The organism is Tardiphaga sp. GW821-FHT12E02 (assembly GCF_058807155.1).
The window spans coordinates 4,859,391-4,885,335 of sequence record NZ_JBXAQK010000001.1 but is presented as its reverse complement, the minus strand read 5'-3'; the positions used below and the strand labels follow the sequence as shown (position 1 = coordinate 4,885,335).

Annotated in this window: 20 protein-coding genes; 11 read left to right on the top strand and 9 right to left on the bottom strand. The window is 62.5% G+C overall.

Annotated elements, in window-relative coordinates; translation table 11 throughout:
* Window positions 1-88 precede the first annotated feature (88 nt).
* Window positions 89-1,150, top strand: a complete 1,062-nt coding sequence (locus AC1RQ5_RS23160) for an alcohol dehydrogenase (RefSeq protein WP_493202072.1) — start codon at window positions 89-91, stop codon at window positions 1,148-1,150.
* Window positions 1,151-1,374: 224 nt separating this feature from the next.
* Here AC1RQ5_RS23160 and AC1RQ5_RS23155 read toward each other — a convergent pair whose 3' ends face one another.
* The 3 genes from AC1RQ5_RS23155 to AC1RQ5_RS23145 form a co-directional block, all read right to left on the bottom strand.
* Entirely contained in the window at window positions 1,375-2,694 is a 1,320-nt protein-coding gene (locus AC1RQ5_RS23155; protein WP_493202070.1) for a dicarboxylate/amino acid:cation symporter, read from the bottom strand.
* A gap of 163 nt (window positions 2,695-2,857) precedes the next feature.
* Complete coding sequence (locus tag AC1RQ5_RS23150) at window positions 2,858-3,232, bottom strand: helix-turn-helix domain-containing protein (protein ID WP_398478812.1); 375 nt, start codon at window positions 3,230-3,232, stop codon at window positions 2,858-2,860.
* 613 nt (window positions 3,233-3,845) lie between these two features.
* Entirely contained in the window at window positions 3,846-5,099 is a 1,254-nt protein-coding gene (locus tag AC1RQ5_RS23145) for a serine hydrolase domain-containing protein (protein WP_493202068.1), read from the bottom strand.
* Between the two features lie 416 nt (window positions 5,100-5,515).
* Between AC1RQ5_RS23145 and AC1RQ5_RS23140 the strand changes: the two genes are divergently transcribed.
* The 6 genes from AC1RQ5_RS23140 (at window position 5,516) to AC1RQ5_RS23115 (ending at window position 13,102) form a co-directional block, all read left to right on the top strand.
* Window positions 5,516-6,820 carry a CmpA/NrtA family ABC transporter substrate-binding protein gene (locus AC1RQ5_RS23140; protein ID WP_493202066.1) on the top strand — a complete coding sequence of 435 codons (1,305 nt, stop codon included), beginning with the start codon at window positions 5,516-5,518 and terminating at the stop codon, window positions 6,818-6,820.
* Between the two features lie 37 nt (window positions 6,821-6,857).
* A complete protein-coding gene (ntrB, locus tag AC1RQ5_RS23135; protein ID WP_398478804.1) occupies window positions 6,858-7,751 on the top strand; it encodes a nitrate ABC transporter permease in 894 nt (297 codons plus the stop codon).
* Window positions 7,752-7,761: 10 nt separating this feature from the next.
* Window positions 7,762-8,556, top strand: coding sequence for an ABC transporter ATP-binding protein (locus AC1RQ5_RS23130; RefSeq protein WP_398478802.1), 795 nt, complete (start codon window positions 7,762-7,764; stop codon window positions 8,554-8,556).
* 198 nt (window positions 8,557-8,754) lie between these two features.
* A complete protein-coding gene (locus AC1RQ5_RS23125; protein ID WP_493202064.1) occupies window positions 8,755-9,180 on the top strand; it encodes a globin family protein in 426 nt (141 codons plus the stop codon).
* Window positions 9,181-9,188: 8 nt separating this feature from the next.
* Window positions 9,189-10,397, top strand: coding sequence for an NAD(P)/FAD-dependent oxidoreductase (locus tag AC1RQ5_RS23120; protein WP_493202062.1), 1,209 nt, complete (start codon window positions 9,189-9,191; stop codon window positions 10,395-10,397).
* Window positions 10,397-13,102 (top strand): nitrate reductase, encoded by a 2,706-nt coding sequence (locus AC1RQ5_RS23115; protein WP_493202061.1) that lies wholly within the window; start codon window positions 10,397-10,399, stop codon window positions 13,100-13,102. Before AC1RQ5_RS23120 ends, AC1RQ5_RS23115 begins: the two co-directional genes overlap by 1 nt.
* Window positions 13,103-13,232: 130 nt before the next feature.
* Here AC1RQ5_RS23115 and AC1RQ5_RS23110 read toward each other — a convergent pair whose 3' ends face one another.
* Window positions 13,233-14,129 (bottom strand): LysR family transcriptional regulator, encoded by an 897-nt coding sequence (locus AC1RQ5_RS23110; RefSeq protein ID WP_493202060.1) that lies wholly within the window; start codon window positions 14,127-14,129, stop codon window positions 13,233-13,235.
* A gap of 97 nt (window positions 14,130-14,226) precedes the next feature.
* Here AC1RQ5_RS23110 and AC1RQ5_RS23105 point away from each other — a divergent pair, with 97 nt between their 5' ends.
* Together AC1RQ5_RS23105 and AC1RQ5_RS23100 are read left to right on the top strand one after the other, a co-directional pair.
* Window positions 14,227-15,288: an aldo/keto reductase gene (locus AC1RQ5_RS23105; RefSeq protein ID WP_493202058.1), complete on the top strand. Its 1,062-nt coding sequence runs from the start codon at window positions 14,227-14,229 to the stop codon at window positions 15,286-15,288.
* Between the two features lie 23 nt (window positions 15,289-15,311).
* Window positions 15,312-15,827: a nuclear transport factor 2 family protein gene (locus AC1RQ5_RS23100; RefSeq protein WP_493202056.1), complete on the top strand. Its 516-nt coding sequence runs from the start codon at window positions 15,312-15,314 to the stop codon at window positions 15,825-15,827.
* Window positions 15,828-15,950: 123 nt separating this feature from the next.
* Here AC1RQ5_RS23100 and AC1RQ5_RS23095 read toward each other — a convergent pair whose 3' ends face one another.
* The 5 genes from AC1RQ5_RS23095 to AC1RQ5_RS23075 all read right to left on the bottom strand — a co-directional run bounded on the left by AC1RQ5_RS23095 (window position 15,951) and on the right by AC1RQ5_RS23075 (window position 23,469).
* Window positions 15,951-16,763 (bottom strand): carbohydrate ABC transporter permease, encoded by an 813-nt coding sequence (locus AC1RQ5_RS23095; protein ID WP_493202055.1) that lies wholly within the window; start codon window positions 16,761-16,763, stop codon window positions 15,951-15,953.
* Window positions 16,763-17,599 (bottom strand): carbohydrate ABC transporter permease, encoded by an 837-nt coding sequence (locus AC1RQ5_RS23090; RefSeq protein WP_398478878.1) that lies wholly within the window; start codon window positions 17,597-17,599, stop codon window positions 16,763-16,765. The genes AC1RQ5_RS23095 and AC1RQ5_RS23090 overlap by 1 nt, the downstream gene beginning before the upstream one ends.
* A 98-nt stretch (window positions 17,600-17,697) precedes the next feature.
* Window positions 17,698-19,035 carry an ABC transporter substrate-binding protein gene (locus AC1RQ5_RS23085; protein WP_493202054.1) on the bottom strand — a complete coding sequence of 446 codons (1,338 nt, stop codon included), beginning with the start codon at window positions 19,033-19,035 and terminating at the stop codon, window positions 17,698-17,700.
* 149 nt (window positions 19,036-19,184) lie between these two features.
* Window positions 19,185-20,108 carry a response regulator gene (locus AC1RQ5_RS23080; RefSeq protein WP_398484321.1) on the bottom strand — a complete coding sequence of 308 codons (924 nt, stop codon included), beginning with the start codon at window positions 20,106-20,108 and terminating at the stop codon, window positions 19,185-19,187.
* Complete coding sequence (locus AC1RQ5_RS23075) at window positions 20,098-23,469, bottom strand: hybrid sensor histidine kinase/response regulator (RefSeq protein ID WP_493202052.1); 3,372 nt, start codon at window positions 23,467-23,469, stop codon at window positions 20,098-20,100. The genes AC1RQ5_RS23080 and AC1RQ5_RS23075 overlap by 11 nt, the downstream gene beginning before the upstream one ends.
* Before the next feature lie 159 nt (window positions 23,470-23,628).
* Here AC1RQ5_RS23075 and urtA point away from each other — a divergent pair, with 159 nt between their 5' ends.
* The gene (gene urtA, locus AC1RQ5_RS23070; protein ID WP_211912237.1) at window positions 23,629-24,888 is read left to right on the top strand and encodes an urea ABC transporter substrate-binding protein; all 1,260 of its coding nucleotides are present in this window, start codon (window positions 23,629-23,631) and stop codon (window positions 24,886-24,888) included.
* A 104-nt stretch (window positions 24,889-24,992) separates the two neighbouring features.
* The gene (gene urtB / locus AC1RQ5_RS23065; protein WP_398484314.1) at window positions 24,993-25,919 is read left to right on the top strand and encodes an urea ABC transporter permease subunit UrtB; all 927 of its coding nucleotides are present in this window, start codon (window positions 24,993-24,995) and stop codon (window positions 25,917-25,919) included.
* The last annotated feature ends 26 nt before the right edge of the window (window positions 25,920-25,945 follow it).

Genomic DNA, 25,945 nt, shown 5'->3' with positions numbered 1-25,945 from the left:
GGTGATGGGTATCACTCCGGCGCTTCGCGCCTGCGTTCAACCCATCCTACGAAGTCCATGACAACAGTTTCAACCGGGAGAAAACAAAATGAAAAGCTTCAAGGTCCTCGAATTCAACGAGCCGCTTGGCGAAGTCGATCAGGATACGCCGCAGCCGACCGGCACCCAGGTGCTGGTGCGCGTCAAGGCGGCCGGCGTGTGCCACAGCGACCTGCATATCTGGGAAGGCGGCTATGAGCTCGGCCACGGCCGCAAGCGGCTGTCGCTGAAGGAGCGCGGCATCAACCTGCCGCATACGATGGGGCACGAGACGGTCGGCGAAGTCGTCGCCTTCGGCCCGGACGCGCCGAAAGATGGCGTGAAGATCGGCGATGTCGCGCTGGCCTATCCGTGGATCGGCTGCGGCAAATGCGCGGTGTGTCTCGCTGACGAGGAAAATCTCTGCCTGCAGCCGCGCTGCCTCGGCGTGCATTGCGACGGCGGCTATTCCGACTACATGCTGGTGCCGCATCCAAAGTATCTGATCGACCTGAAGGGCATGGATCCGGTGCTCGCCGCGCCCTACGCCTGTTCGGGTGTGACGACCTATAGCGCGCTGAAGAAGGTCGAGAAGGATCTCGGCAATCCGATCGTGATCTTCGGCGCCGGCGGTCTCGGGCTGATGGCGCTGAGCCTGTTGAAGGCCATGGGCGGCAAGGGCGCCATCGTGGTCGATATCGATGCCAACAAGCGTGAAGCGGCGTTGAAGGCGGGGGCTCTCGCGGCGGTTGACGGCAACGCGCCGGATGCGCTGGCGCAGCTCGCCAAGGCCGCGGGTGGACCGATCTTGTCGGTGATCGATCTGGTCGGCAATGCGCAGACCACGCAGCTCGGCTTCGATGCGCTGTCGAAGGGCGGTTCGTTGATCATGGTCGGCCTGTTCGGTGGTGGTGCCACCTGGGCACTGCCGCTGATCGCCATGAAGGCGCTGACCATCCAGGGCAGCTATGTCGGCAATCTCAAGGAGACCAAGGAGCTCCTCGAACTGGTGCGGACCAAGAAGGTGGCGCCGATTCCGACCACGCCGATGCCGTTTGCGCGCGCCAACACGGCGCTCAACGAGTTGAGGGAAGGCAAGCTGGTGGGCCGCGCGATCCTGACGCCGGCGTAAGCGGGCTTGGTCTTATCCCTCCCCCAAGCGGCGCAGCCGCGCAGCGGGGAGGGTGGATCGAGGCGAGCGTTCAGCGAGCATCGAGACGGGTGGGGTGGTCCCCACGCTCCGTCCTTCCGTGGGGAGAGACCCCACCCGGCGCTCCGCGCCACCCTCCCCACTGCGCCGCTTCGCGGCTTTGGGGGAGGGAGGCCATCGGCCGCTGTGCTTATGCACTTTACCAACTACCCCGCCGTCACATCCACCGTCTCATCGCCATCGAGCACGCGCTTTGCTTTCGCGTGATCGAGGTCGCCTTCCCAGGCGCCGACGACCACCGTGGCCACGCAATTGCCGATCAGGTTGCCGAGGGCGCGGGCCATGCCGATGAACCAGTCCACCGACAGCACCAGCACCAGTCCGATTGCAGGAATGCTCGGTACGGCATTCAGTGTCGCGGCAAGGATGACGATCGCCGAGCCCGGCACGCCATGGGCGCCTTTGGACGTGACCAGCGACACACCGAGCACCAGCAGCAGATCGCCGAACGACAGCGGCGTGTTGGTGGCCTGGGCGATGAAGACCACCGCCAGCGTCAGATAGATCGAGAACGCATCGAGATTGAACGAATAGCCGGTGGGGATGACGAGGCCGACCACATTGTCCTTCACGCCAAGCCGCTCAAGCTTGCGCATCACCTGCGGCAGCACCGCATCCGACGAAGCGGTGGCCAGCACGATGGTGAGCTCCTCGCGCAGATAGGCCAGGAATTTGACGATGTTCAATCCGGCCAGCGCCATCACGCCGCCGAGCACGGCGAAGACGAAAATCGCCACCGACACGTAAAACAACACGACCAGCGAGACCAACTGCTTCAGCGAGCCGACGCCGTAGCGGCCGACCGTGTAGGCGACGGCGCCGAGCACGCCGATCGGTGCCAGCCGCACGATCAGGCCCATGGCGCGAAACAGCACCGTGGAGACCGCATCGATGAAGCTCGAAATGCGCTCGCCCTTCTCGCCGCCGACAAGCGCGAGCGACGTGCCGAACAGGATGGCGAAGAACAGCACCTGCAGCACGTCGTTGCGCGCCAGCGCGTCGAACGAGGTGGTGGGAATGATGTTGAGCAGGAAGGCGCCGATGCCGCCGCCCTGCAGCTTGTGGGCATTGTCGGCGACGGTGGCGAGCGCCTTGCCATCGAGCGAGGCCGGATTGATGTTCATGCCGTGGCCCGGGCCGAACAACCAGGCCAGCAGCAGGCCGATCACAAGGGCGAGGGTGGTCATCACCTCGAAATAGATCAGCGCCTTGACGCCGACGCGGCCGACCTTCTTCAGATCACCGGCGCCGGCGATGCCGTGGACCACCACGCAGAACACGATGGGGGCGACGATCATGGAGATCAGCTTGAGAAAGCCGTCGCTGAAGACTTTCAGCCCGACGGCGAAATCCGGCGCGGCCATGCCGAGCACGATGCCCAGCAGCAATGCGGCCAGGACCTGCACGAACAGCGAATGATAAAATGGCTTGCGGAGAGGCGGGGCGGTGATGGCGGCCGTAGACATCGATCGTTCTCCCTGAGGTTATGTCAAACCTCAGCAACAACCATGCCATGACGGGCGCGCTGCCTGCAAAATCTCGCCGGTCGGTGGCGAGTAGCGCGTGTTCGCGATGGAAAGAGGGAAGAAAGCGAACGGCCGCCGGATGCCCCGACGGCCGTAGAGATGATTACTTCTCTTCTTCGTCCGCGATCGATTCCATCAGCACGACCATCTGACGCTGGACGGTCTGGCTCTTGATGCGGCTGTAAGCGCGCAGCAGGCGGAGGCTGAAGGCGCTGTCGAGGAACAGGAGGCTTTCGACTTCACGGCTCTTGCCGTCACCGTCGTAGAAGAACGTCACAGGCACGTCGAGCGCAGTGGCGATCTGCTGCAAGCGCGCGGCGCCTACACGGTTCACGCCCTTCTCGTACTTCTGGACCTGCTGGAAACTCACACCCAGTTTCTCGCCCAAATCCGCCTGCGAGATCTTCTGCTCGACACGACGAAGGCGGATTCGCTTGCCCAACTCGATGTCGGACTTGCCAGCGCTACGTTGCTTCATTCGTCACCATTCAGTTTGGTTTTGATAAGGGAGTTGTTGATTTTGTTTTTTTGATTAAGGCCTTTCAGCTCGAAAGCCATAAAAGCTATCATCCAAAGGCATCTTCTTTATACACATCGTTATGACAATCGGAATGGTTGAAATCGTCGCGATACGCGAATTCATCGAACTATTCTCGCTACGGTCATTCCGATTCTACGCAATTGCTATTTGCGGTATTCAACTGCCTCTCCGCGCGTGTGAAGATGCAGCGAGTGAATGCCAACCAATGTCTATCGATCTGGCTCAAAAGCCGGAAGCAAAAGTAGAGGTTGGGGTTGATGCTATACACACGCCAATTGCCACACGCACGTGCGATAACTGAGACTGGTTCGCATGTGCTCGGTGGTATGCAGAATTCCATCATTTTTCCGCTGAATTTCCACATTTTGACAAAAGCCAGTTCACGCGCCATCCCATCACAATTACGTGCGTAGTTGTCATTACGTGCGATGTTCACCTCAAGTTTCATTCCGGATTCTCACTGGCGGGGAATCCGCATGATTCGATCCAGATAATTTCGATGTCGACCAGCATTGCGCGCTTTGATCAAAATTGAACATCGATGTTGTTACTAAACATTGCTGTCGCTGATCGCTGCGTAGACCATCGTGCGCAGTTCCCGGCGAATGGGATAAGCGCTCGACGGCAGTAGTTGAGTCATGAAGATCGCGACCAATTCTTCGCGCGGATCGATCCAGAACGCCGTGCTTGCAGCACCACCCCACGCATATTCGCCGGCGCTGCCGGGAATGAGCGTCTTCGCGGGATCGAGCGTCACCGAGAAGCCGAGACCGAAGCCGACGCCGGCATAGCTCGCTTCGCTGAACAGTGACTTCGACATCTCGGTGAGATCGCGTCCGCCGGGCAGATGATTGGCTGTCATCAGTGCAATCGTTTTCGGAGACAGCAGGCGCACATCGCCAAGCGCGCCGCCATTCAGCAGCGCGCGGCAGAAGGTGAGATAGTCCGCCGCCGTCGAGCATAGTCCGCCACCGCCGGAGATGAAGGATGGCGGTTCGAGAAACGAACTCGTCGTCGGATCGTCCTGCAGCACCATGCCGCCTTTGCCATCGGCGGCGTAACAGGCGGCGAAGCGATGCGCCTTCTCTGCAGGCACATGGAAGCCGGTGTCGTTCATGCCGAGCGGATCGAAGATGCGCTGCTGCAGGAATTGTTCGAACGGCTGGCCGCTGATCTTTTCGACGAGATAGCCGACGACATCGGTGGCGACCGAATAATTCCATGCATCGCCCGGCGAGAATTCGAGCGGGATTTTTGCGAGGTCGGCGATCATCGTCGCCATGGTGCCGGCTTTCTCGATCTCGCCGATCTTTTGCGCGCGATAGGCGGCATCCACATTGGTGCGGTTCTGGAAGCCGTAAGTGAGACCGGAGGTATGGCGCAGCAGATCGACGACCTGCATCGGTCGCGTCGTGGGGCGCGTCAGGAACAGTGGCGCGAGGCCGGCCTGATAGACGCCGAGCTGGCTCCATTCGGGAATGTATTTGTGCACGGGCTCATCGAGTGCGACGCGGCCTTCCTCCACCAGCATCATGAGCGCGACCGAGGTGATCGGCTTGGTCATGGAATAGATGCGGAAGATGGTGTCGGACTTCACCGGCGCCTTGCGCTCCACATCGGCCAGGCCATGGACACTCTGATGCACGATGCCGCCGCGGCGATAGACAAGCAGCTGCGCGCCGGGGAATCGACCACTGTCGAGATAGCGGGTCTCGAGATGGCGTTCGATCCGCTGGAGCGCGGTAGCCGACATGCCAGCTTGCTCGGGTGAAACACGCGGGGCGGTCAAGTTGCTCAATGACATCAGGGGCACTCATCTAGCGGGCGGGATGGCTGATTAAGCGGACCCGCACCGCTGCTGTCCATGACTGTTGATGCATCATGCCTCTAGGAGCTGGTGTGAACCTGTATCATTGCACCCTAAGGATGCTCGCTTAATTCGGGTGCATCGCACAATATTTAAGCGGCGCGCAAAATTTCGCGGCGAGGCTTTCCGTGACAGCTGGCTCGGGCTCGCGGTTAACACGATGCAAAGACTGCGATTTCGCCGACTGACGAGCTTGGCACGCGATTTGAATAGTTCTTAGCGACGCCATTGTAGCCGTCACCAATCCATCACCAGCCGCACTGCCATCCTGGGGGCTTCCCCCAGCCGCGCCGCCATGCGTGCGCGCGATCACGTGCCGGCCGTACCGAGGCGCGAAAGGACGACACCGACCAATGACGAAGTCAGAGATCAAGCCGGGCCGTAAGATCAGCCGCCGCCAGCTCCTCAAGGCCGGCGCGGGCACCGCTGCGCTGCTGGCAGCCGCCAAGCTCAATTTCCCGGCCGGCGCTTTCGCGCAGGGTGCCGGTCCCGAAGTGAAAGGCGCGAAGCTTGGCTTCATCGCGCTCACCGATGCCGGTCCGCTGTTCGTCGCCAAGGAGAAGGGCATCTTCGCCAAATACGGCCTGCCGGAAACCGAAGTGCTGAAGCAGGCGTCGTGGGGCACCACGCGCGACAATCTCGTGCTCGGCTCCGAGGGCAACGGCATCGATGGCGCGCATATCCTGACGCCGATGCCCTATCTGATCTCGTCCGGCAAGGTGACGCAGAACAACGTGCCGACGCCGATGTACATCCTGGCGCGCCTCAATCTGAACGGCCAGAGCATCTCGGTCGGCAAGGAATATGCGGACCTCAAGATCGGCGTCGATACGGCGCCGTTCAAGACAGCAATCGAGAAGAAGAAAGCCTCGGGCAAATCCGTGAAGGCGGCGATGACGTTCCCGGGCGGCACGCATGATCTCTGGATTCGCTACTGGCTCGCGGCCGGCGGCATCGACCCAGACAAGGACATTGAAACCATCGTGGTGCCGCCGCCGCAGATGGTGGCCAATATGAAGGTCGGCACCATGGATTGCTTCTGCGTTTGCGAGCCGTGGAATCTGCAGCTCATTCATCAGAACATCGGTTACACCGCGCTGACCACCGGCGAGCTATGGAACAAGCACCCGGAGAAGTCGCTCGGCATGCGCGCCGCCTGGGTCGATAAAAATCCGAAGGCGGCGAAGGCGCTGCTGATGGCTGTGATGGAAGCGCAGCAGTGGTGCGAGAAGCCGGAGAACCGCGACGAACTCGCGGCCATCAATGCCAAGCGCCAGTGGATCAACTGCCCGGTGGAAGACGTCACCGATCGCGTCAAGGGCAAGTTCGATTACGGCACCGGCCGTGTGGTCGAGAACTCGCCGCATATCATGAAGTTCTGGGACGACTTTGCCTCCTATCCCTATCAGAGCCACGACCTGTGGTTCATGACCGAGGATATTCGCTGGGGCAAATACGAGCCGGGTTTCGACAGCAAGGCGCTGATCGCCAAGGTCAACCGCGAGGACCTCTGGAAGGAGGCTGCCAAGGAGCTCGGTGCGGCTGCGCCGACCTCGACCTCGCGCGGCAAGGAGACCTTCTTCGACGGCAAGGTGTTCGATCCGGCCGATCCGGCGGCTTACCTGAAGTCGCTCGCCATCAAGCGCGTCGAAGTCTGATCGGCGCACAGACAGCAACATGACGGAGATCAGTGCGATGAACGTGCAAGCCCTCAGGACAGAGCCCGCGACGCCGCTCGCGAAAGCGCCGGCGGACGTCGTCGCACTGGCTCCGAAATCGCCCGCCAAGGCGGAGAAGTACGGCAAGATGGCGAAGGAGGCGGCGGCGCGGATTATTCCGCCGCTGATCGTCGTCGCTCTGCTCGGCATCATGTGGGAGCTTCTGTGCAGCCGCACCGGCTCCACGCTGCCGCCGCCGTCCAAGGTCTACAAGGACACCAAGGAGCTGATCTTCGATCCGTTCTTCGACAATGGCGGCCTCGACAAGGGCCTGTTCTGGCATCTCTCCGCCAGTCTGTGGCGCGTCGCTTACGGTTACGCACTCGCTGCGGTGGTCGGCATCGGACTCGGTACGCTGGTCGGACAATCCGTCTGGGCCATGCGCGGCCTCGATCCGATCTTCCAGGTGCTGCGCACGATCCCGCCGCTCGCCTGGCTGCCGCTGGCACTCGCCGCTTTCCGCGACGGCCAGCCCTCGGCGATCTTCGTGATCTTCATCACCTCGATCTGGCCGATCATCATCAATACCGCGGTCGGCATCCGCAACATTCCGCAGGACTATCGCAATGTCGCTGCCGTCGTGCGTCTCAATCCGCTGGAATTCTTCTGGAAGGTGATGCTGCCGTCGGCCGCGCCCTACATCTTCACCGGTTTGCGCATCGGCATCGGCCTGTCCTGGCTCGCCATCATCGCCGCAGAAATGCTGATCGGCGGCGTCGGCATCGGCTTCTTCATCTGGGACGCATGGAATTCATCGCATATCAGCGAGATCATCCTGGCACTGTTCTATGTCGGCATCGTCGGCTTCGTGCTCGATCGCCTGATTGCCGGCCTCGGCAAGCTCGTCACCCACGGCACTTCGGTCAGCTAAGGAAACTGTCATGACGCCCTATGTGAAGCTCGACCATATCGACAAGATCTTTTCCCGCGGCAAGGTGCAGTCCGAGGTCCTGAAGGACATCAACCTCACGCTCGGCAAGGGGGAGTATGTCTCGATCATCGGCCATTCCGGCTGTGGCAAGTCGACGATGCTCAACATCATCGCCGGCCTCACGCGCGCCACCAACGGCGGCGTGCTGCTGGAAGGCCGCGAGGTCAATTCACCCGGTCCCGATCGCGCCGTGGTGTTCCAGAACCACAGCCTGCTGCCGTGGCTGACGGTCTATCAGAATGTCCGTCTCGGCGTGGACAAGGTGTTCGCCAAGACCAAGAGCCGCGCCGAGCGCGACGAATGGACCCTGCATAATCTCAATCTCGTGCAGATGACCCATGCCAAGGACAAGCGCCCTTCGGAAATCTCCGGCGGCATGAAGCAGCGCGTCGGCATCGCCCGCGCACTGGCCATGGAGCCGAAGGTGCTGCTGCTCGACGAGCCCTTCGGTGCGCTCGACGCGCTGACCCGCGCGCATCTGCAGGACTCGGTGATGGCGCTGCATCAGAAGCTCGGCAACACCATCGTGATGATCACCCATGACGTGGATGAAGCCGTGCTGCTGTCGGATCGCATCGTGATGATGACGAACGGGCCGAGTGCGACGATTGGCGAAGTGCTCGACGTGCCGCTGGCGCGTCCGCGCAAGCGCATCGAGCTGGCAAGCGATCCCGTCTATCTGAAGTGCCGCAAGCGCGTGCTCGAATTCCTGTACGAGCGCCACAAATTCGTGGAGGCTGCTTAACTTTCTTAACCTCTCCCCGCTTGCGGGGAGAGGTCGCCGCGTCTTCGCGGCGGGTGAGGGGGAGCTTCCACAAGTTCCAGACTTGCGGAGATTCCCCTCATCCGTCCCGGCTTCGCGTCGCTACGCCAGGCCACCTTCTCCCCGCAAGCGGAGAGAAGTTAAGCAAGCCAGCTTCAATGCCAGCCAAGGGGGAATGACATGACGCCAGATCAGATTGCTCTCGTGCAGGATAGTTTCAAGAAGGTCGTTCCGATCGCCGATGTCGCTGCCGACCTTTTCTATGGCCGCCTGTTCGAGATCGCGCCCGAGGTGAAGCCGATGTTTCGCGGCGACATCAAGGAGCAGGGCCGCAAGCTGATGGCGACGCTCGGCGTTGTCGTCACCGGACTGACACGGCTCGAGACCGTATTCCCGGCAGCAAGCGCACTGGCCAGGAAGCATGTCGATTACGGTGTGAAGGCCGAACATTATGCGCCGGTCGGTGCCGCGCTGCTGTGGACGCTCGAGAAGGGCCTTGGCGACGCCTGGACGCCTGACCTCGCCGATGCCTGGGGCACGGCCTATGGCACGCTGTCGAATTTCATGATCGCCGAGGCCTATGGCCAGGCACAGGCTGCGGAGTAAGGACCGAGGTGAGCGAGCCGTTGGTCATTATCGGAAACGGCATGGCGGCGGCGCGGCTTGTCGATGAGCTCGCCAGGACGTCGCTCGGCCGCTACGCCATCGCGGTCATCGGTGACGAACCGCGGCTTGCCTATAACCGTGTACTGCTGTCGTCGGTACTGGCTGGCGAGGCGACATCGCAAGAGATTGAGCTGAAGCCCGCCGCGTGGTGGCGCGATCGCGGCGTGACGCTGAAATATGGTGCGCGGGCTGTGTCGGTCGATCTCGCTGCGCGCGAGGTGACGACATCCACCGGCAAGCGCGTTGCATTCTCAAAGCTTGTTTTTGCAACGGGCTCCTCGGCGCTGCGCTTGCCCGTGCCGGGTGGCGATCTCACAGGCGTGCATGTATTTCGCGACAGTCATGACGTCGATCGCCTGATCGAGCTGGCGGAGCAAAAGAAGCGCGTTATCGTGGTCGGCGGTGGATTGCTCGGTCTGGAAGCCGCCTATGGTCTCGCCAAGGCTGGCGCCGATGTGACGCTGATCCATCTGATGGATCGGCTGATGGAGCGGCAGCTCGATGGACCCGCGGCGGAATTGCTCAAGACGCTGGTCGAGCGCAAGGGCGTCACGATTCTCCTCAATGCAAACACCGCTCGCATTCATGGCGCCGATGCTGTGGAGCGCGTCGAGCTCGCCGATGGTCGCGTGCTTGATGCCGACGCAGTGATCTTCGCTGCCGGTATCAGGCCGAATACGGCGCTGGCGAAAGAAGCAGGGATCTCCGTCAATCGCGGCATCGTCGTCGATGACATGATGGCCACGCAGACCGATGGCGTGTTCGCGCTCGGCGAATGCGCCGAACATCGCGGCACCTGCTATGGTCTCGTCGAACCGGCCTATGAACAAGCGAAGGTGCTTGCAAAACATCTTGCGGGTGGCGCTGCGGCCTATACGGGCAGCATTCTCTCCACCAATCTGAAGGTCTCCGGCGTCAGCGTGTTCTCTGCCGGCGATTTTATGGCTGCTGACGGCAGCGAGACATTGCTCCTGAGCGACGCCAGGCGCGGCACCTATAAGAAGCTCGTCATTGCCGACGGCAAGCTCACCGGCGCCGTGCTGGTCGGGGATACGTCCGATGCGCTCTGGTATATGGAGCTGATCCGCAGCGGCGCAGATATCGCCGACGTCCGCGCCGACATGATGTTCGGCCGTCCCATCGCGAAGGCGGCCTGATGAACGCGATCGACACCAGCCTGAAAACCGTTCGCACCACCTGCGCCTATTGCGGCGTCGGCTGCGGCGTGCTGGCGACGCCGGACGGGCAGGGCGGTGCTGCGATTGCCGGCGATCCCGATCATCCCGCCAATCTCGGGCGCCTGTGCTCCAAGGGCTCTGCGCTTGGCGAGACGCTGAGTCTCGATGAACGGTTGCTGCATCCGATGATGCGCGATGCCTCGGGTGCAATGGCGCGCGTGGGATGGAGCGATGCGCTCGATCACGTCGCCGACGGGTTTCGCAAGATTGTCGCCGAACATGGGCCGGGCGCTGTGGCGTTCTATCTCTCCGGCCAGTTGCTCACCGAGGACTATTACGTCGCCAACAAGCTGATGAAGGGATTCATCGGCAGCGCCAATGTGGACACCAATTCGCGGCTCTGCATGGCGTCGTCGGTGGTCGGCCACAAGCGGGCCTTCGGCGCCGATACGGTGCCCGGCTGCTACGAGGATCTCGACCAGGCCGATCTGCTGATCTTTGTCGGCTCCAATGCCGCCTGGTGCCATCCGGTGCTGTATCAGCGCATGCTCGCCAACAAGCAGGCGCGCGGCGCCCGCTTCGTGGTGATCGATCCGCGCCGCACCGACACCGTCGGCGACGACGACCTGTTTCTCGGCCTCAAGCCTGGCACCGACACGGCGCTGTTCTCCGGGCTGCTCGCCTATCTCGCGGACAATGGTGCCCTGGATCGCGCCTATATCGAACAGCACACGTCGGGCTTCGACGAGGCTTTGGCGCGTGCCCGGACCATCGCCGGCAGCGTCGCCGCGACGGCCAAGGCGACTGGCCTCAACGAAGTGGATGTCGCCACCTTCTTCCAGATGTTCCGGCAGACCCAGCGCGTGGTCACGCTGTATTCGCAGGGCGTGAATCAGTCGGCGCAGGGCACCGACAAGGTCAATGCGATCATCAATTGCCATCTGGCGACGGGGCGGATCGGCAAGCCGGGTGCATCGCCATTCTCGCTCACCGGCCAGCCCAATGCCATGGGCGGCCGCGAGGTCGGCGGGCTCGCCAATCAGCTGGCGGCGCATATGGGGTTCACGCCGCCGGATATCGACCGCGTGCGGCGATTCTGGAAGGCACCGGGCATCGCCACCCATGAGGGTCTCAAGGCCGTGCAGATGTTCGAGGCGATCGGCCGCGGCGAGATCAAGGCGCTGTGGGTGATGGGCACCAATCCCGCGGTGTCGCTGCCCGATGCCGATGCGGTGCGCGCGGCACTCGGCAAGCTCGATCTGTTCGTGGTGTCGGAGAATGTGCGTTCGAATGACACCGTGGGGGCCGGCGCGCATGTGCTGCTGCCGGCGCTGGCCTGGGGCGAGAAGTCGGGAACGGTGACGAATTCGGAACGCCGGGTGTCGCGGCAGCGCTCCTTCCTGCGGGCGCCGGGCGAGGCGAAGCCGGACTGGTGGGCGCTCAGCGAAGTGGCCAAGCGTCTCGGCTTCGAGGCGGGCTTTCGCTACAGCTCGGCGGCGGAGATCTTTCGCGAGCATGCGGCATTGTCGGATTTCGAGAATGACGGCAGCCGCGATTTCGACATCGGCGGGCTCATGCATGTGTCCGACGATGCCTTCGATACGATGGCGCCGGTGCAGTGGCCGCTGCGCAAGGGGACGACCAGGCAGCAGGCGCGGTTTTTCGCCGAAGGTCGCTTCTACACCAAGGATCATCGCGGCCAGTTCATCGCGCCGGAAGCGCCGGAGCTGCGCACCCATGTGACGCCGGACCGGCCGCTGCGGCTGAACACCGGCCGCGTGCGCGACCAGTGGCACACGATGACGCGCACGGGCCTCAGCCCGCGGCTCGGCCAGCACATCCCCGAGCCCTATGTGGAGATCCATCCGGATGATGCGGCGCGCTTCGCCATTATCGACAGTGGCTACGCACTGCTCACGACGGATTACGGTGCCTGCACGCTGAAAGTCGTGGTCAGTGATCGCCAGCAGCGCGGCATGCTGTTCGCGCCGATTCACTGGAATGACGAGACGGCGGGCTATGCCCGCGTCGGCGCGCTGGTGGCGCCTTATGTCGATCCGTATTCCGGCCAGCCCGAGAACAAGGCCACGCCGGTGTCGATCTTGCCCGTGGCCATCAGCCAGCGCGGCTTCGTGCTTGCGCGAAAGCCGCTGGTGCTGCCACCGGGCGTGGTTCACGCGCGTGTCGCGGTGACGGGCGGTGTCGGTTATCTGCTCGCCGATCATGCAGAGGTCGCGCTGTGGCGAGATTGGCTGACGCCTCTGCTCGGCGACGATGTTGCAAGTTTTGAGGATGTCGGACGCGGGGTCTATCGCGCGGTGTCGTTTGCGGGGGAGCGGATTGAGCTTTGCCTGTTCGTCGGCCCGGCGGATGACGCCTTGTCGTGGGATGCGGTGAAGGATGCGTTCGCGGCCGATGCGCTCAGTGACGATCAGCGCCGCATGCTGCTGTCCGGCAAATCCGCGGATGGCGCAGCGAGCGCGGGCCCGATCGTCTGCGCGTGTTTCGGTGTCGGCCGCAACACGATTGGCGATGCGATTGCGGCAGGATGCGCCACGGCCGGCGAGATTGGCGCGAAGCTCAAGGCCGGCACGAATTGCGGCTCCTGCATTCCCGAATTGAAGCGGCTGATTGCTGCAAGCGAGACCGAGCCGCTTGAGCAGAGGAAGGCGGCAGCGAGTTAAGCGCCGTCCCTCATCCTGAGGAGCGGCCTCTCGGCCGCGTCTCGAAGGATGGCTGCAACTTCCGGAGTGCTACCAACTCATGGTTCGAGACGGCGCGTTGCGCCTCCTCGCCATGAGGGACTGAGTACGCTTAGGCGCTCGCGCGATAGCGCGCATGGTCGATCAGGGCGCGCAGTTTCGGCGCCAGGTTGCGGCGGTCCGGGAAATACAGGAAGAAGCCGGGAAACGGTGGAAGATACGTATCGAGAATTGTTACCAGCTCGCCACGTGCGAGATACGGCCTGAACAATTCCTCCATGCCGAAAGTGAACCCGCCGCCGGCGCAGGCGGTGCGCACCATGACCCACATATCGTTGGTCGTGATCCTCGGATTGACCGCGACATCGAACTCCCTTCCGTCCTCCTCGAACTCCCAGCGATAGGGGGCGACATCCGGCGCCGGTCGCCAGCCGATGCAGCAATGCTGCGTGAGCTCCGAGGGATGCGCAGGCGCGCCAAAACGCTGTAGATAGGACGGCGCAGCCACGACGACCTGACGCTGTTCGCCCGAGACCGGCACGGCGATCATGTCCTGCTCGATCACCTCACCAAGTCTCACGCCTGCGTCAAAACCTTCGGCCACGATGTCGAACTCGTCGTCGGTGACGGTGACATCGAGCTGGATGCCGGGATAAGCGAGCGTGAAACTTGCCAGCAGCGGGCCTGAGATGAATCGCTCGGCGATGGACGAGACCGCCACTCGCAATTGTCCGGTCGGCTGCGTGGGGAGATCACGCGCCGTCTCCAGCGCATTCTCGACTTCGGCGATGGCGGGCGCGACGCGCTCATGCAGCCGTAGACCGGCCTCGGTCAGGCTGACACTGCGCGTGGTCCGCTGCAGCAGCGCGACGCCCATCCGGTCTTCCATCTTGCGGATGGCCTGGCTGACAGCGGATCGCGTCACGCCAAGCCGTTCGGCCGCGACGCGAAAACTCTTCGCATCGGCGACGGCAAGAAAGACGGAAATCTGGTTGAGGTCGATGGCCATTGGTTAGATTTTCTTACCAGTCTGGTGAGAAATCAGCAAATTGTTCCGATATCCGACCGGTTCTAGCTTTTGCGGCAACAGCAATGGAGCCGCGACCATGACCACGCTCGACACTTACCGCCTGCTCGGACGATCCGGACTGCGGGTATCCCCGATCTCGCTCGGGACCATGACCTTTGGCGAAGACTGGGGCTGGGGTGCCGGCGAAAGCGAGGCGCGCCGGATTTTTGATCTCTATATCGACCGCGGCGGCAATTTCATCGATACGGCGGTGAACTACACCAATGGCGGATCGGAGCGGTTGGTCGGGCAGTTCATCAAGGAGAAGCGCGAGCGCATCGTGCTGGCGACAAAATTCACGATGGCGCGCGATTCCGGCAATCCGAATTCCGGAGGCAATCATCGACTCAACATGGTGCGTTCTGTCGAGCAGAGCCTGCGGCAGCTCGAGACGGATCGCATCGATCTGCTCCACCTGCATGCCTGGGACATGACCACGCAACCGGACGAGGTGATGCGCGCGCTGGACGATCTCGTGCGGAGCGGCAAGGTCCAGTATCTCGGCATCTGCAATACGCCGGCCTGGCGTGTCGCGCAGATGCAGATGCTGGCGGACTTGCGCGGCTGGTCGCCGCTGGCGGCACTGCAGATCGAATACAGCCTGGTCGAGCGCACGGTCGAGCACGAGCTGTTGCCGATGGCCGCAGAACTAGGGCTCGGTGTGCTGCCATGGTCGCCGCTTGGCGGCGGCGTGCTGACCGGGAAGTACACGAAGGCGGATGTCGACCCATTGGGCGAAACGAATGTAGCTGCGACCCGCAAGGGGATCATCGCGTCATCCGGTCATCTGAACGAGCGCGCCATCGGGATCGCCGAGGTGGTGTGTGCGGTCGCCGATGAGATCGGCGCGATGCCGTCGCAGGTGGCGCTGGCGTGGACCCTGGCCAATCCCGTGGTCGTGTCGCCGATCCTCGGTGCGCGCACGCTGGCGCAGGCCGAGGATAATCTCGGCGCACTTGATGTCGTGCTCTCGCGCGAGCAACTCGTACGGCTCGATGACGCCAGCGCGCCATCGCCCATCTTCCCGGCACGGTTCGTTGGGAGGCCGATGGTTCAGCAACTCATCTTTGGCGGCGCGTCCGTGGCGCGTCGAGGCTAGCGAGTCCAATGAAGGAGAACATCATGGTGTCGACATCCTATCGCTTTCGTGTCGCTCTTGCCGGATGGGCGGTGCTGGCGATGACGGCGCTCTGGCCGCATATGGTCATGGCATCCGGCAGTGCGGATACCGCGGCGCGCAACAAACGCGTCGTCACCGAGGCTTTCGACCGTTGGGCGGCGGGTGGGACGACATTTTTCACCGATCTGCTGGCGCCCGGTGTGGTCTGGACGGTGGAAGGCTCTGGACCGAATGCCGGGACGCATCGGGGGCGAGATGCGCTGATGGAGCGTGCGGTACGGCCGCTCGCGGCGCGATTGTCCGAGCCGATCAAGCCCGTGAGCACGCGCATCTGGGCGGATGGCGATCATGTGATCGTCAATTGGGACGGTGTCGCCCGTGCGCGCGATGGTCTTGCCTACACTAATCGTTATGTCTGGATTATGCACATGAAGGATGACCAGGCGATCGAGGTGAATGCGTTTCTCGATCTGGCGCGGTTCGACGATGTATTGCGGCGGGTGCCAGCGGCACCTTAGATCGTCATTGCGAGGAGCAAAGCGACGAAGCAATCCAGCTCCTGGCTTCTGGATTGCTTCGCCCAAACGAATTGGCTTTGCCAATTCGTCAGGGCTCGCAAAGACGGCTGACAGAGCGTCACCTCACTTCACCGCGCCGGCCGTCAGCCCCGCCACGATCTGCCTCTGTGCGAACACCGTGAGCAGCAGCACCGGCGCCGTCACGATCAGCGCTGCGGCGGCAAGCGGCCCCCAGCTCAGCTGATCGAACGAGATCATGTTGTACACGGCCACCGGCAGCGTCCGCGTCTCGCGGCCGGCCAGCACGATGCCGAACACAAAATTGTTCCACGAGAAGATCACCGCAAGAATGAACGCCACGGCGATGCCCGGTTTGGCGATCGGCAGGGCCACATGGCGGAACACCTGCCAGCGCGTGGCGCCGTCGATCACGGCGGATTCTTCCAGCTCCATCGGCGTGGTCTCGAAATAGCCGATCATGATCCAGATCACGATGGGCACGGTGACCACGAGATGGATGATGATCTGCGGCCACAGCGTGCCGAGCAGGCCGAGCCACTGGAACAGCAGGAAGAGCGGGATCAGATAGGACAGGCCGGGGGTGATGCGCGCGATCAGGATCAGGATTGCGGCCTTTCGCGCGCGCATGCGGGCGATGCCGTAGCCAGCGGGGACGCCGACCACGAGCGCGAACAGAGTGGCGGCGCCGGTCACGATCAGCGTGTTGAAGAAATAGGTCATGAACCGCTTGGATTCGATCACGGCGGCATAGTTGCCCCAGTTGATCCGCTCGGGGATGAAGACCGGCGGATAGGAGGCGTTGTCGATCTCGAATTTGAGCGACAGCGACAGCATCCAGAGGAAGAACAGGATCGCCGGTGACACGATCACGATCACCGCGAAGGTAAGGCCGATCCGGCCGAGCAGGGTCCGCATCAGGCGCTGCCTCCGCTCTCGTTCCAGTGGGTGCGCTGGCGCAAGTGCAAGAGTGCACCGGCGAGCGCGATGATCAGCGCGAAGAACACGACGACAATGGCCGAGGCATAGCCGACGTCGTAATAAACGAAGGCGACGCTGTAGAGATAGAGATTGATGGTCTCCGAGGCGCTGCCGGGCCCGCCCTGGGTGATGGCGAAGATGATGTCGAAGCTTTTCACGGCGTCGATCATGCGGATCATCGCGGCGATGAACAGGAACGGCATGATCATCGGCAGCGAGATGTGGCGAAAGGTCTGCCACGGCGTCGCGCCGTCGATCTGTGCGCTTTCATAGGGCTCGCTGGGCAGGGCGCTGAGGCCGCCCAGCACGATCAGCATCACCAGCGGTGTCCATTGCCATGTCTCCACCAGCACCAGCGACGGGATGACGGTGGCGGGGTGGAACACCCAGAGCGACGGCGGCAGGCCGATCAGCGAGAGGATATAGTTGAGGATGCCGAGCTGCGGGTGGAACATCATGGTCCACACCAGCGCGATGGCCACGGGCGTCGCCATCATCGGCAGGATGAAGAGCCCGCGGATGAAGCCGCGCATCGGGAAGCGGTTGTTGAAGACCACGGCGGCCAGCGTGCCGAGGACGAGCGGCAGCACGACGGACAGCACCGTATAGACCAGCGTATGCCACACCGATTCCACGAAGCGGGCATCGCCGGGCAGGCGCATGTAATTGGCGAAGCCGACAAAGGTCGGCGCCTGGCCGACCTTCCATTCGTGCAGGCTCATCCAGATCGTATACGCCCATGGGAAGACGATGACCGCCAGCACGACGATCATCGCGGGGAGGACAAACGGCCAATAGGAGATCGGCCGCCACTCGTGCTTTTTCGTAACCGTTGGCTCGGCTACGACGGCTTTGCCTGCTGTCAGTTCGCTCACGTCTTCTCGCTGCGCTCCAGGATGGGCCGGAACTGCTCATGCGCCTTCTTGAGCTCGGTGGCGGGATCGGCGCCCGCCAGCGTGGCGGTGATGCCGGCGCCGACGAGATCGCGGAATTCGGCGACCGGGATGATGACGGGCAGGCCGAGCTTGCTGATCTTGGCGGAGTCGATGACCGACTGCAGCCATTCCTGGTTCTTCACGCCCTTGCGGACCTCCTCGTCATTGAGGATCGAGTTGCGGAAGGGCACGCCGCCGCCGGTCTGCAGCAGGCGGGCGCCCATGGTCTTGGACACGGCCCACTGGCAATAGAGATAGGCGGCTTCCTTCTTGGTCGAGGTTTTGGCGATACCGACGCCGTCGCCATAAGTGGACGAGTACTGTCCCTTCGGCCCGGCCGGTACCAGCGTGTAACCGATCTTGCCGACGACGCGCGACGCGTTGGGGTCCTCGATGGGGGGCGCCCAGCCGACGCCGTCGATCCATATGGCCGCACGCCCTTGCGTGAGCGAGGCCATCGACTCCATCCAGTTGAAGCCGGCCGCGCCGGGCGGCGCGCTCTTCATCATCAGGCGCTGATAGACTTTGGTGGCCTCGATGGATTCAGGGCCGTCAGTGAGGATGTTGCCCTTGGCGTCGAGGAATTCGCCGCCATAGTTGAGAAAGAAGTTGCTCCACAGCGTCATATTGGCGTTGCGTAGCCCACGCCCAGTGAAGCCATAGATGCCGTTCGCAGTGTCGTTGAGCTTCTCGGCGGCGGCGACCATCTCGTCCATGGTCTTCGGCACACTGATGTTCTTCTTCGCGAACATCTCCTTGTTGTAATAGAGAATGAAGTAGTCCACCGACCACGGCAGCGAATGCATCACGCCCTTGTCGTTCTGGGCGAATTCGCGGCCGCCGGCGGAGAAATCGTCCACCGTCAGATCCGGTGCAGTAAGGGTCGGGTCCTTCATGAAGCCCGAAATATCGGCGAGCCAGCCGGCTTTTTCGAACTGTCGCTTCTGCACGTGATAGCTGAGATGGACCACGTCGAAGGACGGCTTGCCCGAGGTGAGCTCGATCACGGCCTTCTGGCGCTGCTGCTGCTCCGGGATCAGCTCGGATTCGACCTTGATGCCGGTCAGCGCCGTGAATTCGGCGGCGTGCTTCTGCAGCAGCTCGCCGCGTGGGCCCTTGATCAGATTGGCTTCGATGGTGGTGCCCGCATATTTCTTCCAGTTCGGCTCGGCGAAAGCGGGTGTGGAGATGCCGAGTGATCCGAGCGCAGGCAGCGCGCTGGTGGCGAGCGCACCCTTGAGAAGGGCACGACGAGACGGGCCTTGGCTGGCCATGGTTCTTCCTCCCTCGAGCCGCCTTGACCGGCGGTGATTTTATGGTCGCTCCCCGTGAACCGGAGATGCGCCTGAAGGGAAGCGTAACATGCTGAGGGGAGGTGGCAAGGTGGGCGCGTCAGTTGTCAGACAAGTTGTCGCGTGGCCAATTATTGCCTTCGCTGCGTTGCATTCACCGCCACAGCCGCCGCTGCGGTGCGGTTCTCGACGCCGAGTTTGGCGTAGATCTGCTCCAGATGCTTGTCGACTGTCCGCGGTGAGAGGCCAAGGATCTGCGCGATGTCGCGGTTGCTTTTGCCTTTGCTGAGCCAGGACAGTACCTCGCCTTCGCGCGTGGTGAGGCCGAGCTCCTTGCTGAATTCAGAGGGCACAGCGGTGCCGGTGTCCTTGGCAAGGCGGAGCAGCAATTCATCGGGACCGGCCTTGCCCATATAGTTCAGGCGCAGCAGCTCGTTATTCGTGAAAGGTGCTGACGGCACCGCTTTCGCGCCGGGCTTTTGCATCTGCTCCAGCCATTGCAGCAACGTGGATGGCAATAGCAGCGTATCGTCGATGCCGGCGATCAGGTGGTCGCTCAGCAGCTTTTGCGCCTGTGGCGTTGCCCAGAGCACTTCGCCGCGCTGGTTGACGGCGAGGAGGAAGCGGCCCGAGACATCGAGGGCCGCGCGGGCGCTTTGCGTCAGGCGGGCATTGGCGAGATGGACGCGGATGCGGGCCAGCATCTCCTCGATGACGATGGGCTTGGTGACGTAATCGACACCGCCGGCTTCGAGACCGCGGACGATATGGGCGGTCTCAGAGAGGCCGGTCATGAAGATCACAGGGACATCGGCGAGGCCGGTGTCACGTTTGAGACGGCGGCAGGTCTCGAATCCGTCAATGCCGGGCATCACGGCATCGAGCAGGATGATATCTGGCGTGATCTGCTCGACGATGCGCATGGCACCGGCGCCATCGAGTGCGACCATGACCGTCATGCCGGCGCTATCGAGGGCATCGGTCAGGAGCCGCAGCGTCTCGGGGCTGTCGTCCACCACGAGGGCGACGTCGCGTTTTTTCGAGTCAGCTGTCATGGGTCTGCAACGTCTTCAATGTGGCCATGTACTGGTCGAGGTCGAAGCGATCGACCAGCATGCGCATTTGCGCGACGAAGGCGGCGTGTTCGGGATGCTCGGCGCCGACGGCATCGAGTTTCATCTGGATGGCGCGGATATGTCCCATGCCGCCGAGGCGGATGAGTTCGTCGATATGCCGGCCCGGTGGCGCCGTGTCGCCCGGTGTCCATTGCGGGGCGTGCGTCTCGTCGTCGGGCTCGTAGCGCCATTCGAGTTTGAGGAGCTGGCCGATCATCTCCAGCAGCCGCGTCAGCTCGATGGGCTTCATCAGATAGCCGTCATGGAATGGCTGCGCGAGCGGCGCGCCATGGGCTTCGAGCGCACTTGCCGAGACCATCAGGATGCGGGCCTGGTGATGTCCGGTGGCGCGCAGCGTCTCGGCAACGGTCCAGCCGTCCATGCCGGCCATCGAGATGTCGAGCAGGAACATGTCGGGGCGGCAGTGTTGCGCGAGGCTGAGGCAGGCCGGGCCATCCGGCGCGCTGAGCAGGATGAAGCCGAGCGGTGTGAGCACCTGGCGCAACAGATCGCGCTGGGTCGGATCGTCGTCGGTGATCAGAATGGTCTTTCGCGGCCCGTGATAGCCGAGGATCGGCGCTTCGATCGGGGCGGTGCGGGTGGGATTGTTGACCTCCGACAGCAGCATTTTCACGCGGAAGGTGGCGCCCTGGCCGACTTCGCTGAGGACGCGGATATCGCCGCCCATCACGCCGGCGAGCAGTTTCGAGATCGTGAGCCCGAGACCCGTGCCGCTATGCGGCTGGGCGGCGCCGAGGGCGCCACGCTCGAACGGTGCGAAAATGCGATCGAGATCGTCGGCGCGGATGCCGGGGCCGGTATCGATGATCTCGAATTCGGCGACCGGGCTGCGATAATGGATCACGAACTGGACGCTGCCTTCCAGCGTGAACTTGATGGCGTTGGACAGGAGGTTGATCAGGATCTGCCGCAGGCGCTTTTCGTCGGCATAGACGACGGCGGGCAGCACCGGCGGGCGGCGGAAGATGAATTCGATGCCCTTGGCTGCGGCCTGCAGGCGGAACATGCCGACGAGCTGATCGAGGAAATCGGTGAGGCGGACCTCGTCGCGCGACAGATAGAGGCGGCCGGCCTCGATCTTGGAAATATCGAGAATGCCGTCGATCAGGCCGGATAGATGATCGGCGCTGCGCTTGACGACGCGGACCTGTTCGCGCGGGCGTATGTCGAGGCTGTCGTCCTGTTCGAGCAGTTGCGCATAGCCGGAGATGGCGTTGAGCGGCGAGCGCAGTTCATGGCTGAGGCCGACCACATAGCGGCTCTTGGCGAGATTGGCGGATTCGGCCACTTCCTTGGCGCGCTGCAATTCGGCATCGGTGCGCTTGTGGGCGTCGATTTCCTGCATCAGCAGCGTGGTCTGCCGCTTGGTCTCGGCTTCCGCGGCACGCCGGCTCTGCTTGGCGAGCACGAACAGCCACGCAATCACACCGATGATGATGGCGAGTGCGAAGAACACCTTCCACAGCACGTCGGAGACGGTAGTGCTTTCCGTCGGCAGCGTCGCCGATGTCTGCAGATAGATCAGCGCGAGCGTCAGCCCCACAAGGCCAGACGCCATGACGAACACGCCGAGATAATGGCCGAGCTGCGAATTGAGGCGGGCAAGGATCGGCTCCGGCAGCAGTCTGCCAAGTGTCGTGGACATCTGCGCATCGATGCGTGCATGCGGTTTGCAGAGGTCGTGACAGCGCGCATCGAGCGAGCAGCACAGCGAACAGATCGGCCCGGCATAAGCGGGGCAATGCGCCATGTCTTCGGGCTCGAAACTGTGCTCGCAGATACAGCACTGGATCACCGCCATGTTCTGCCAAGCGCGCTTCGGCTTGCGGGCGATATAGTATCGGCCATTGGTGGCGAAAGCGATGACGGGGGCCGTGACGAGGGCGGTCACGAGCGCCACGAAGGGCGACAGCGCCTTGGCAGTCGGGCCGAACAGGCCGTAGAAGGCGCTGATGGACATCAGCGTGGCGGCCAGCATGGCGCCGACGCCGACCGGATTGATGTCGTAGAGATGGGCGCGCTTGAACTCCATGTGTTTTGGCCGCAGCCCGAGCGGCTTGTTGATGATGAGATCGGCCACGAGTGCGCCGACCCATGCGATGGCGACATTGGAATAGAGCGCCAGCGTCTGCTCCAGCGCCTTGTAGACGCCGATCTCCATCAGCAGCAGAGCGACCAGCACATTGAACACCAGCCAGACCACGCGGCCGGGATGGTTGTGTGTCAGGCGGGAGAAGAAGTTCGACCAGGCGATCGAGCCGGCATAGGCATTGGTGACGTTGATCTTGAGCTGCGACAGGATGACGAAGACGCCGGTCAGCGCCAGCGCGAGATCTGGATGCGACAGCACATAGCGAAACGCTTCCAGATACATGTAAGCGGGCTCGGCCGCGTGTTCCTTGCTCACGCCATGGGTGAGGGCGAAATAGGCCAGGAAAGATCCGGCGAGCAGCTTGATGGCGCCGACCACGATCCAGCCGGGCCCGGCGCAGAGCAAAGCGATCCACCACGAGGCTTTGGACCGGCCACGGTCGCGCGGCAGGAAGCGAAGGAAGTCGACCTGTTCACCGATCTGCGCCACCAGCGAGAACATCACCGACGCCGCCGTGCCGAACAGCAGCAGATCGAGATGGCCGGCGGGGTCGCCGTGATCGCCGGGAAACTTGATCCAGTCGGCAAAGCTGTCGCGGCTGGCATAGGCGATGGCGATGAAGGGCAGCAAATTGAGCACGATCCAGACCGGCTGGGTCCAGAGCTGGAAGCGGCTGATCAGCGTGATGCCATGGGTGACCAGCGGGATGATCACGACGGCTGAGATCAGATAGCCGATCGGGCGGGGGATGCCGAAACACATCTCCAGCGCCACGGCCATGATGACCGCCTCGATGGCGAAGAAAATGAAGGTGAAGGACGCATAGATCAGCGAGGTGATGGTCGAACCGATGTAGCCAAAGCCGGCGCCGCGGGTGAGGAGATCGATATCGATGCCGTATTTTGCCGCGTGATACGCGATCGGTAGTCCGCAGCAGAAGATGATGACGCTGACGACAAGAATGGCGGCGGCGGCATTGGTGACGCCGTAATTGATGGTGATGGTGCCGCCGATGGCTTCCAGCGCGAGGAACGAGATCGCGCCAAGGGCCGTGTTCGCTACGCGGGCGGAAGACCAGCGGCGCGCGCTCTTCGCGGTGAAGCGGAGGGCGTAGTCCTCAAGGGTCTGGTTGGCGACCCATTGATTGTACTGGCGCCTGACACGGTCGATCCGCTGCCGCCCCGCCACTCCTCACTCCTGACCCAACGTAACTACGCATATTTGCGTGATAGCAAAATCTACGTCGGCATTTTGCGGTGCAGTATACGCAATCCTGCGTATCCGGGTAGCGCTGAAGTTCAGCAACACTTGCCTCACCAATAAGCGTTCCAAACCAGTGGGGAAGTGATGTCAGACGAGAAAAAAACAGGCTTGCACTCGCCTTTGCGGCGAAAATTGCTGATGGGCATGGCCGCGCTGCCGGCCATCTCGATGCTCCCGCGCACATCTTTTGCGCAGGCACCCGCCACTGCGGCGATCAACACCACCGGTCTCGCCGTTACGGATACCGAAGTCACGGTCGGCATCCTGCATTCCGTCACCGGCACGATGGCGATCTCGGAAACCGGTTCCGTGCAGGCCGAGAAGCTTGCCATCGAGCAGATTAACGCCATGGGCGGTGTGCTTGGTCGCAAGATCAAGTTCATCCAGGAAGACGGCGCCTCGGACTGGCCGACCTTCGCCGAAAAGGCCAAGAAGCTGCTGGTCAACGACAAGGTCGCGGCCATCATGGGTTGCTGGACCTCGGCCTCGCGCAAGGCCGTGCTGCCGGTCATGGAGCAGTATAACGGCATGCTCTACTACCCGACTTTCTATGAAGGCCTCGAGCAGTCGAAGAACGTGATCTATACCGGCCAGGAAGCTACGCAGCAGATCCTCGCCGGCCTCGACTGGGTCGCCAAGGAGAAGAAGGGCAAGAGCTTCTACCTGATCGGCTCGGATTACATCTGGCCGCGCACCTCGATGAAGATCGCGCGCAAGCATATCGAGGGCAAGCTCGGCGGCAAGGTCGCCGGCGAAGAATACTTCCCGCTCGGTCACACCCAGTTCAACTCGGTGATCAACAAGATCAAGCTCACCAAGCCCGACGTGATCTATGCGGCCGTGGTCGGCGGCTCGAACGTCGCCTTCTACAAGCAGCTCAAGGCGGCCGGCATCGATCTGTCGAAGCAGACCATGCTGACCATCTCGGTCACCGAGGACGAGATCGACGGCATCGGTGGTGAGAACATCGCAGGCGCCTATGCCTGCATGAAGTACTTCCAGTCGCTGGATAATCCGAACAACAAGGAATTCGTCGCCGCCTTCAAGAAGATGTGGGGCGAGAAGACCGTGATCGGAGACGTCACCCAGGCTGCCTATCTCGGCCCGTGGCTGTGGAAGATGACGGTCGAGAAGGCCGGCTCGTTCGATGTGGACAAGATCGCGGCGGCCTCGGCCGGCATCGAATTCACCAAGGCGCCGGAAGGCTATGTCAAGATCCATCCGAACCATCATCTGTGGTCGAAGGCCCGCGTCGGCCAGGCGCAGCTCGATGGCCAGTTCAAGGTGGTGTTCGAGACGCCCGAGCTGATCGAGCCGGATCCGTTCCCGAAGGGTTATCAGTAAGCCCTCACGCTCTCCCTGGCGCGGACGACCTATCCGCGCGTCAAGACCCTGCGTCGCGTGTTCACACGCGGCGCGGGACCTTTCCCTGACGGAGGACGGATTAGATGTTCGGCGACTATTCGATTGGTGACCTCGGCGCCATTTTTGCGATGCAAGGCTTTGCCGGACTGATCCTGTTCTCGGTTTACGTTCTGATGGCGCTCGGTCTTGCCATCATCTTCGGCCAGATGGGCGTCATCAACATGGCCCATGGCGAGTTCATGATCCTTGGCGCCTACGTCACCTGGATGACGTCGAGTTTCTTCCAGGCCAATCTGCCCTCGCTATTTTCCGGTTATTTCTTCGTCGCCATGATCCTTGCCTTCATCGCCTCCGGTGCGCTGGGGATGCTGGTGGAATGGGCGCTGATACGGCATCTCTACAAGCGCCCGCTGGATACGCTGCTGGCCACCTGGGGTCTCAGCCTGATCCTGCAGCAGGCCTATCGCTCGGTGTTCGGTGCCCGTGAAGTCGGCGTCGAGCTGCCGCAATGGATGATGGGCTCCAAGCAGGTCACCGATACGATCGAGGTGCCGATCAACGGCATCTTCGTGATGTGCCTGACACTGGCGATCACCATGGTTGTCGCCTGGATCATGTTCAAGTCGCGCTGGGGCCGCCAGGTGCGTGCCGTCGTGCAGAACCGCGTGATGGCCGGCGCCGTCGGCATCAACACCGAAAAGGTCGATCGCTACACGTTCGGCCTCGGCTGCGGCATCGCCGGAATCGCGGGATCGGCCTTCACGATGATCGGTTCGACCGGGCCGACCTCCGGCCAGCTCTACATCGTCGACACGTTTCTGGTCGTTGTGTTCGGCGGCGCGGCGAGCCTGTTTGGCACCATCGCCTCGGCCTTCACCATCTCCCAGGCGCAATCGACCATGGAATTCTTCATGTCCGGCTCCATGGCCAAGGTGCTCACGCTGCTCACCATCGTGGCGATCCTGATGATCCGGCCGCAGGGCCTGTTCGCCCTCAAGGTCCGCAAGTAAGCGCGCATAGAAAGAGCAGGGCGATA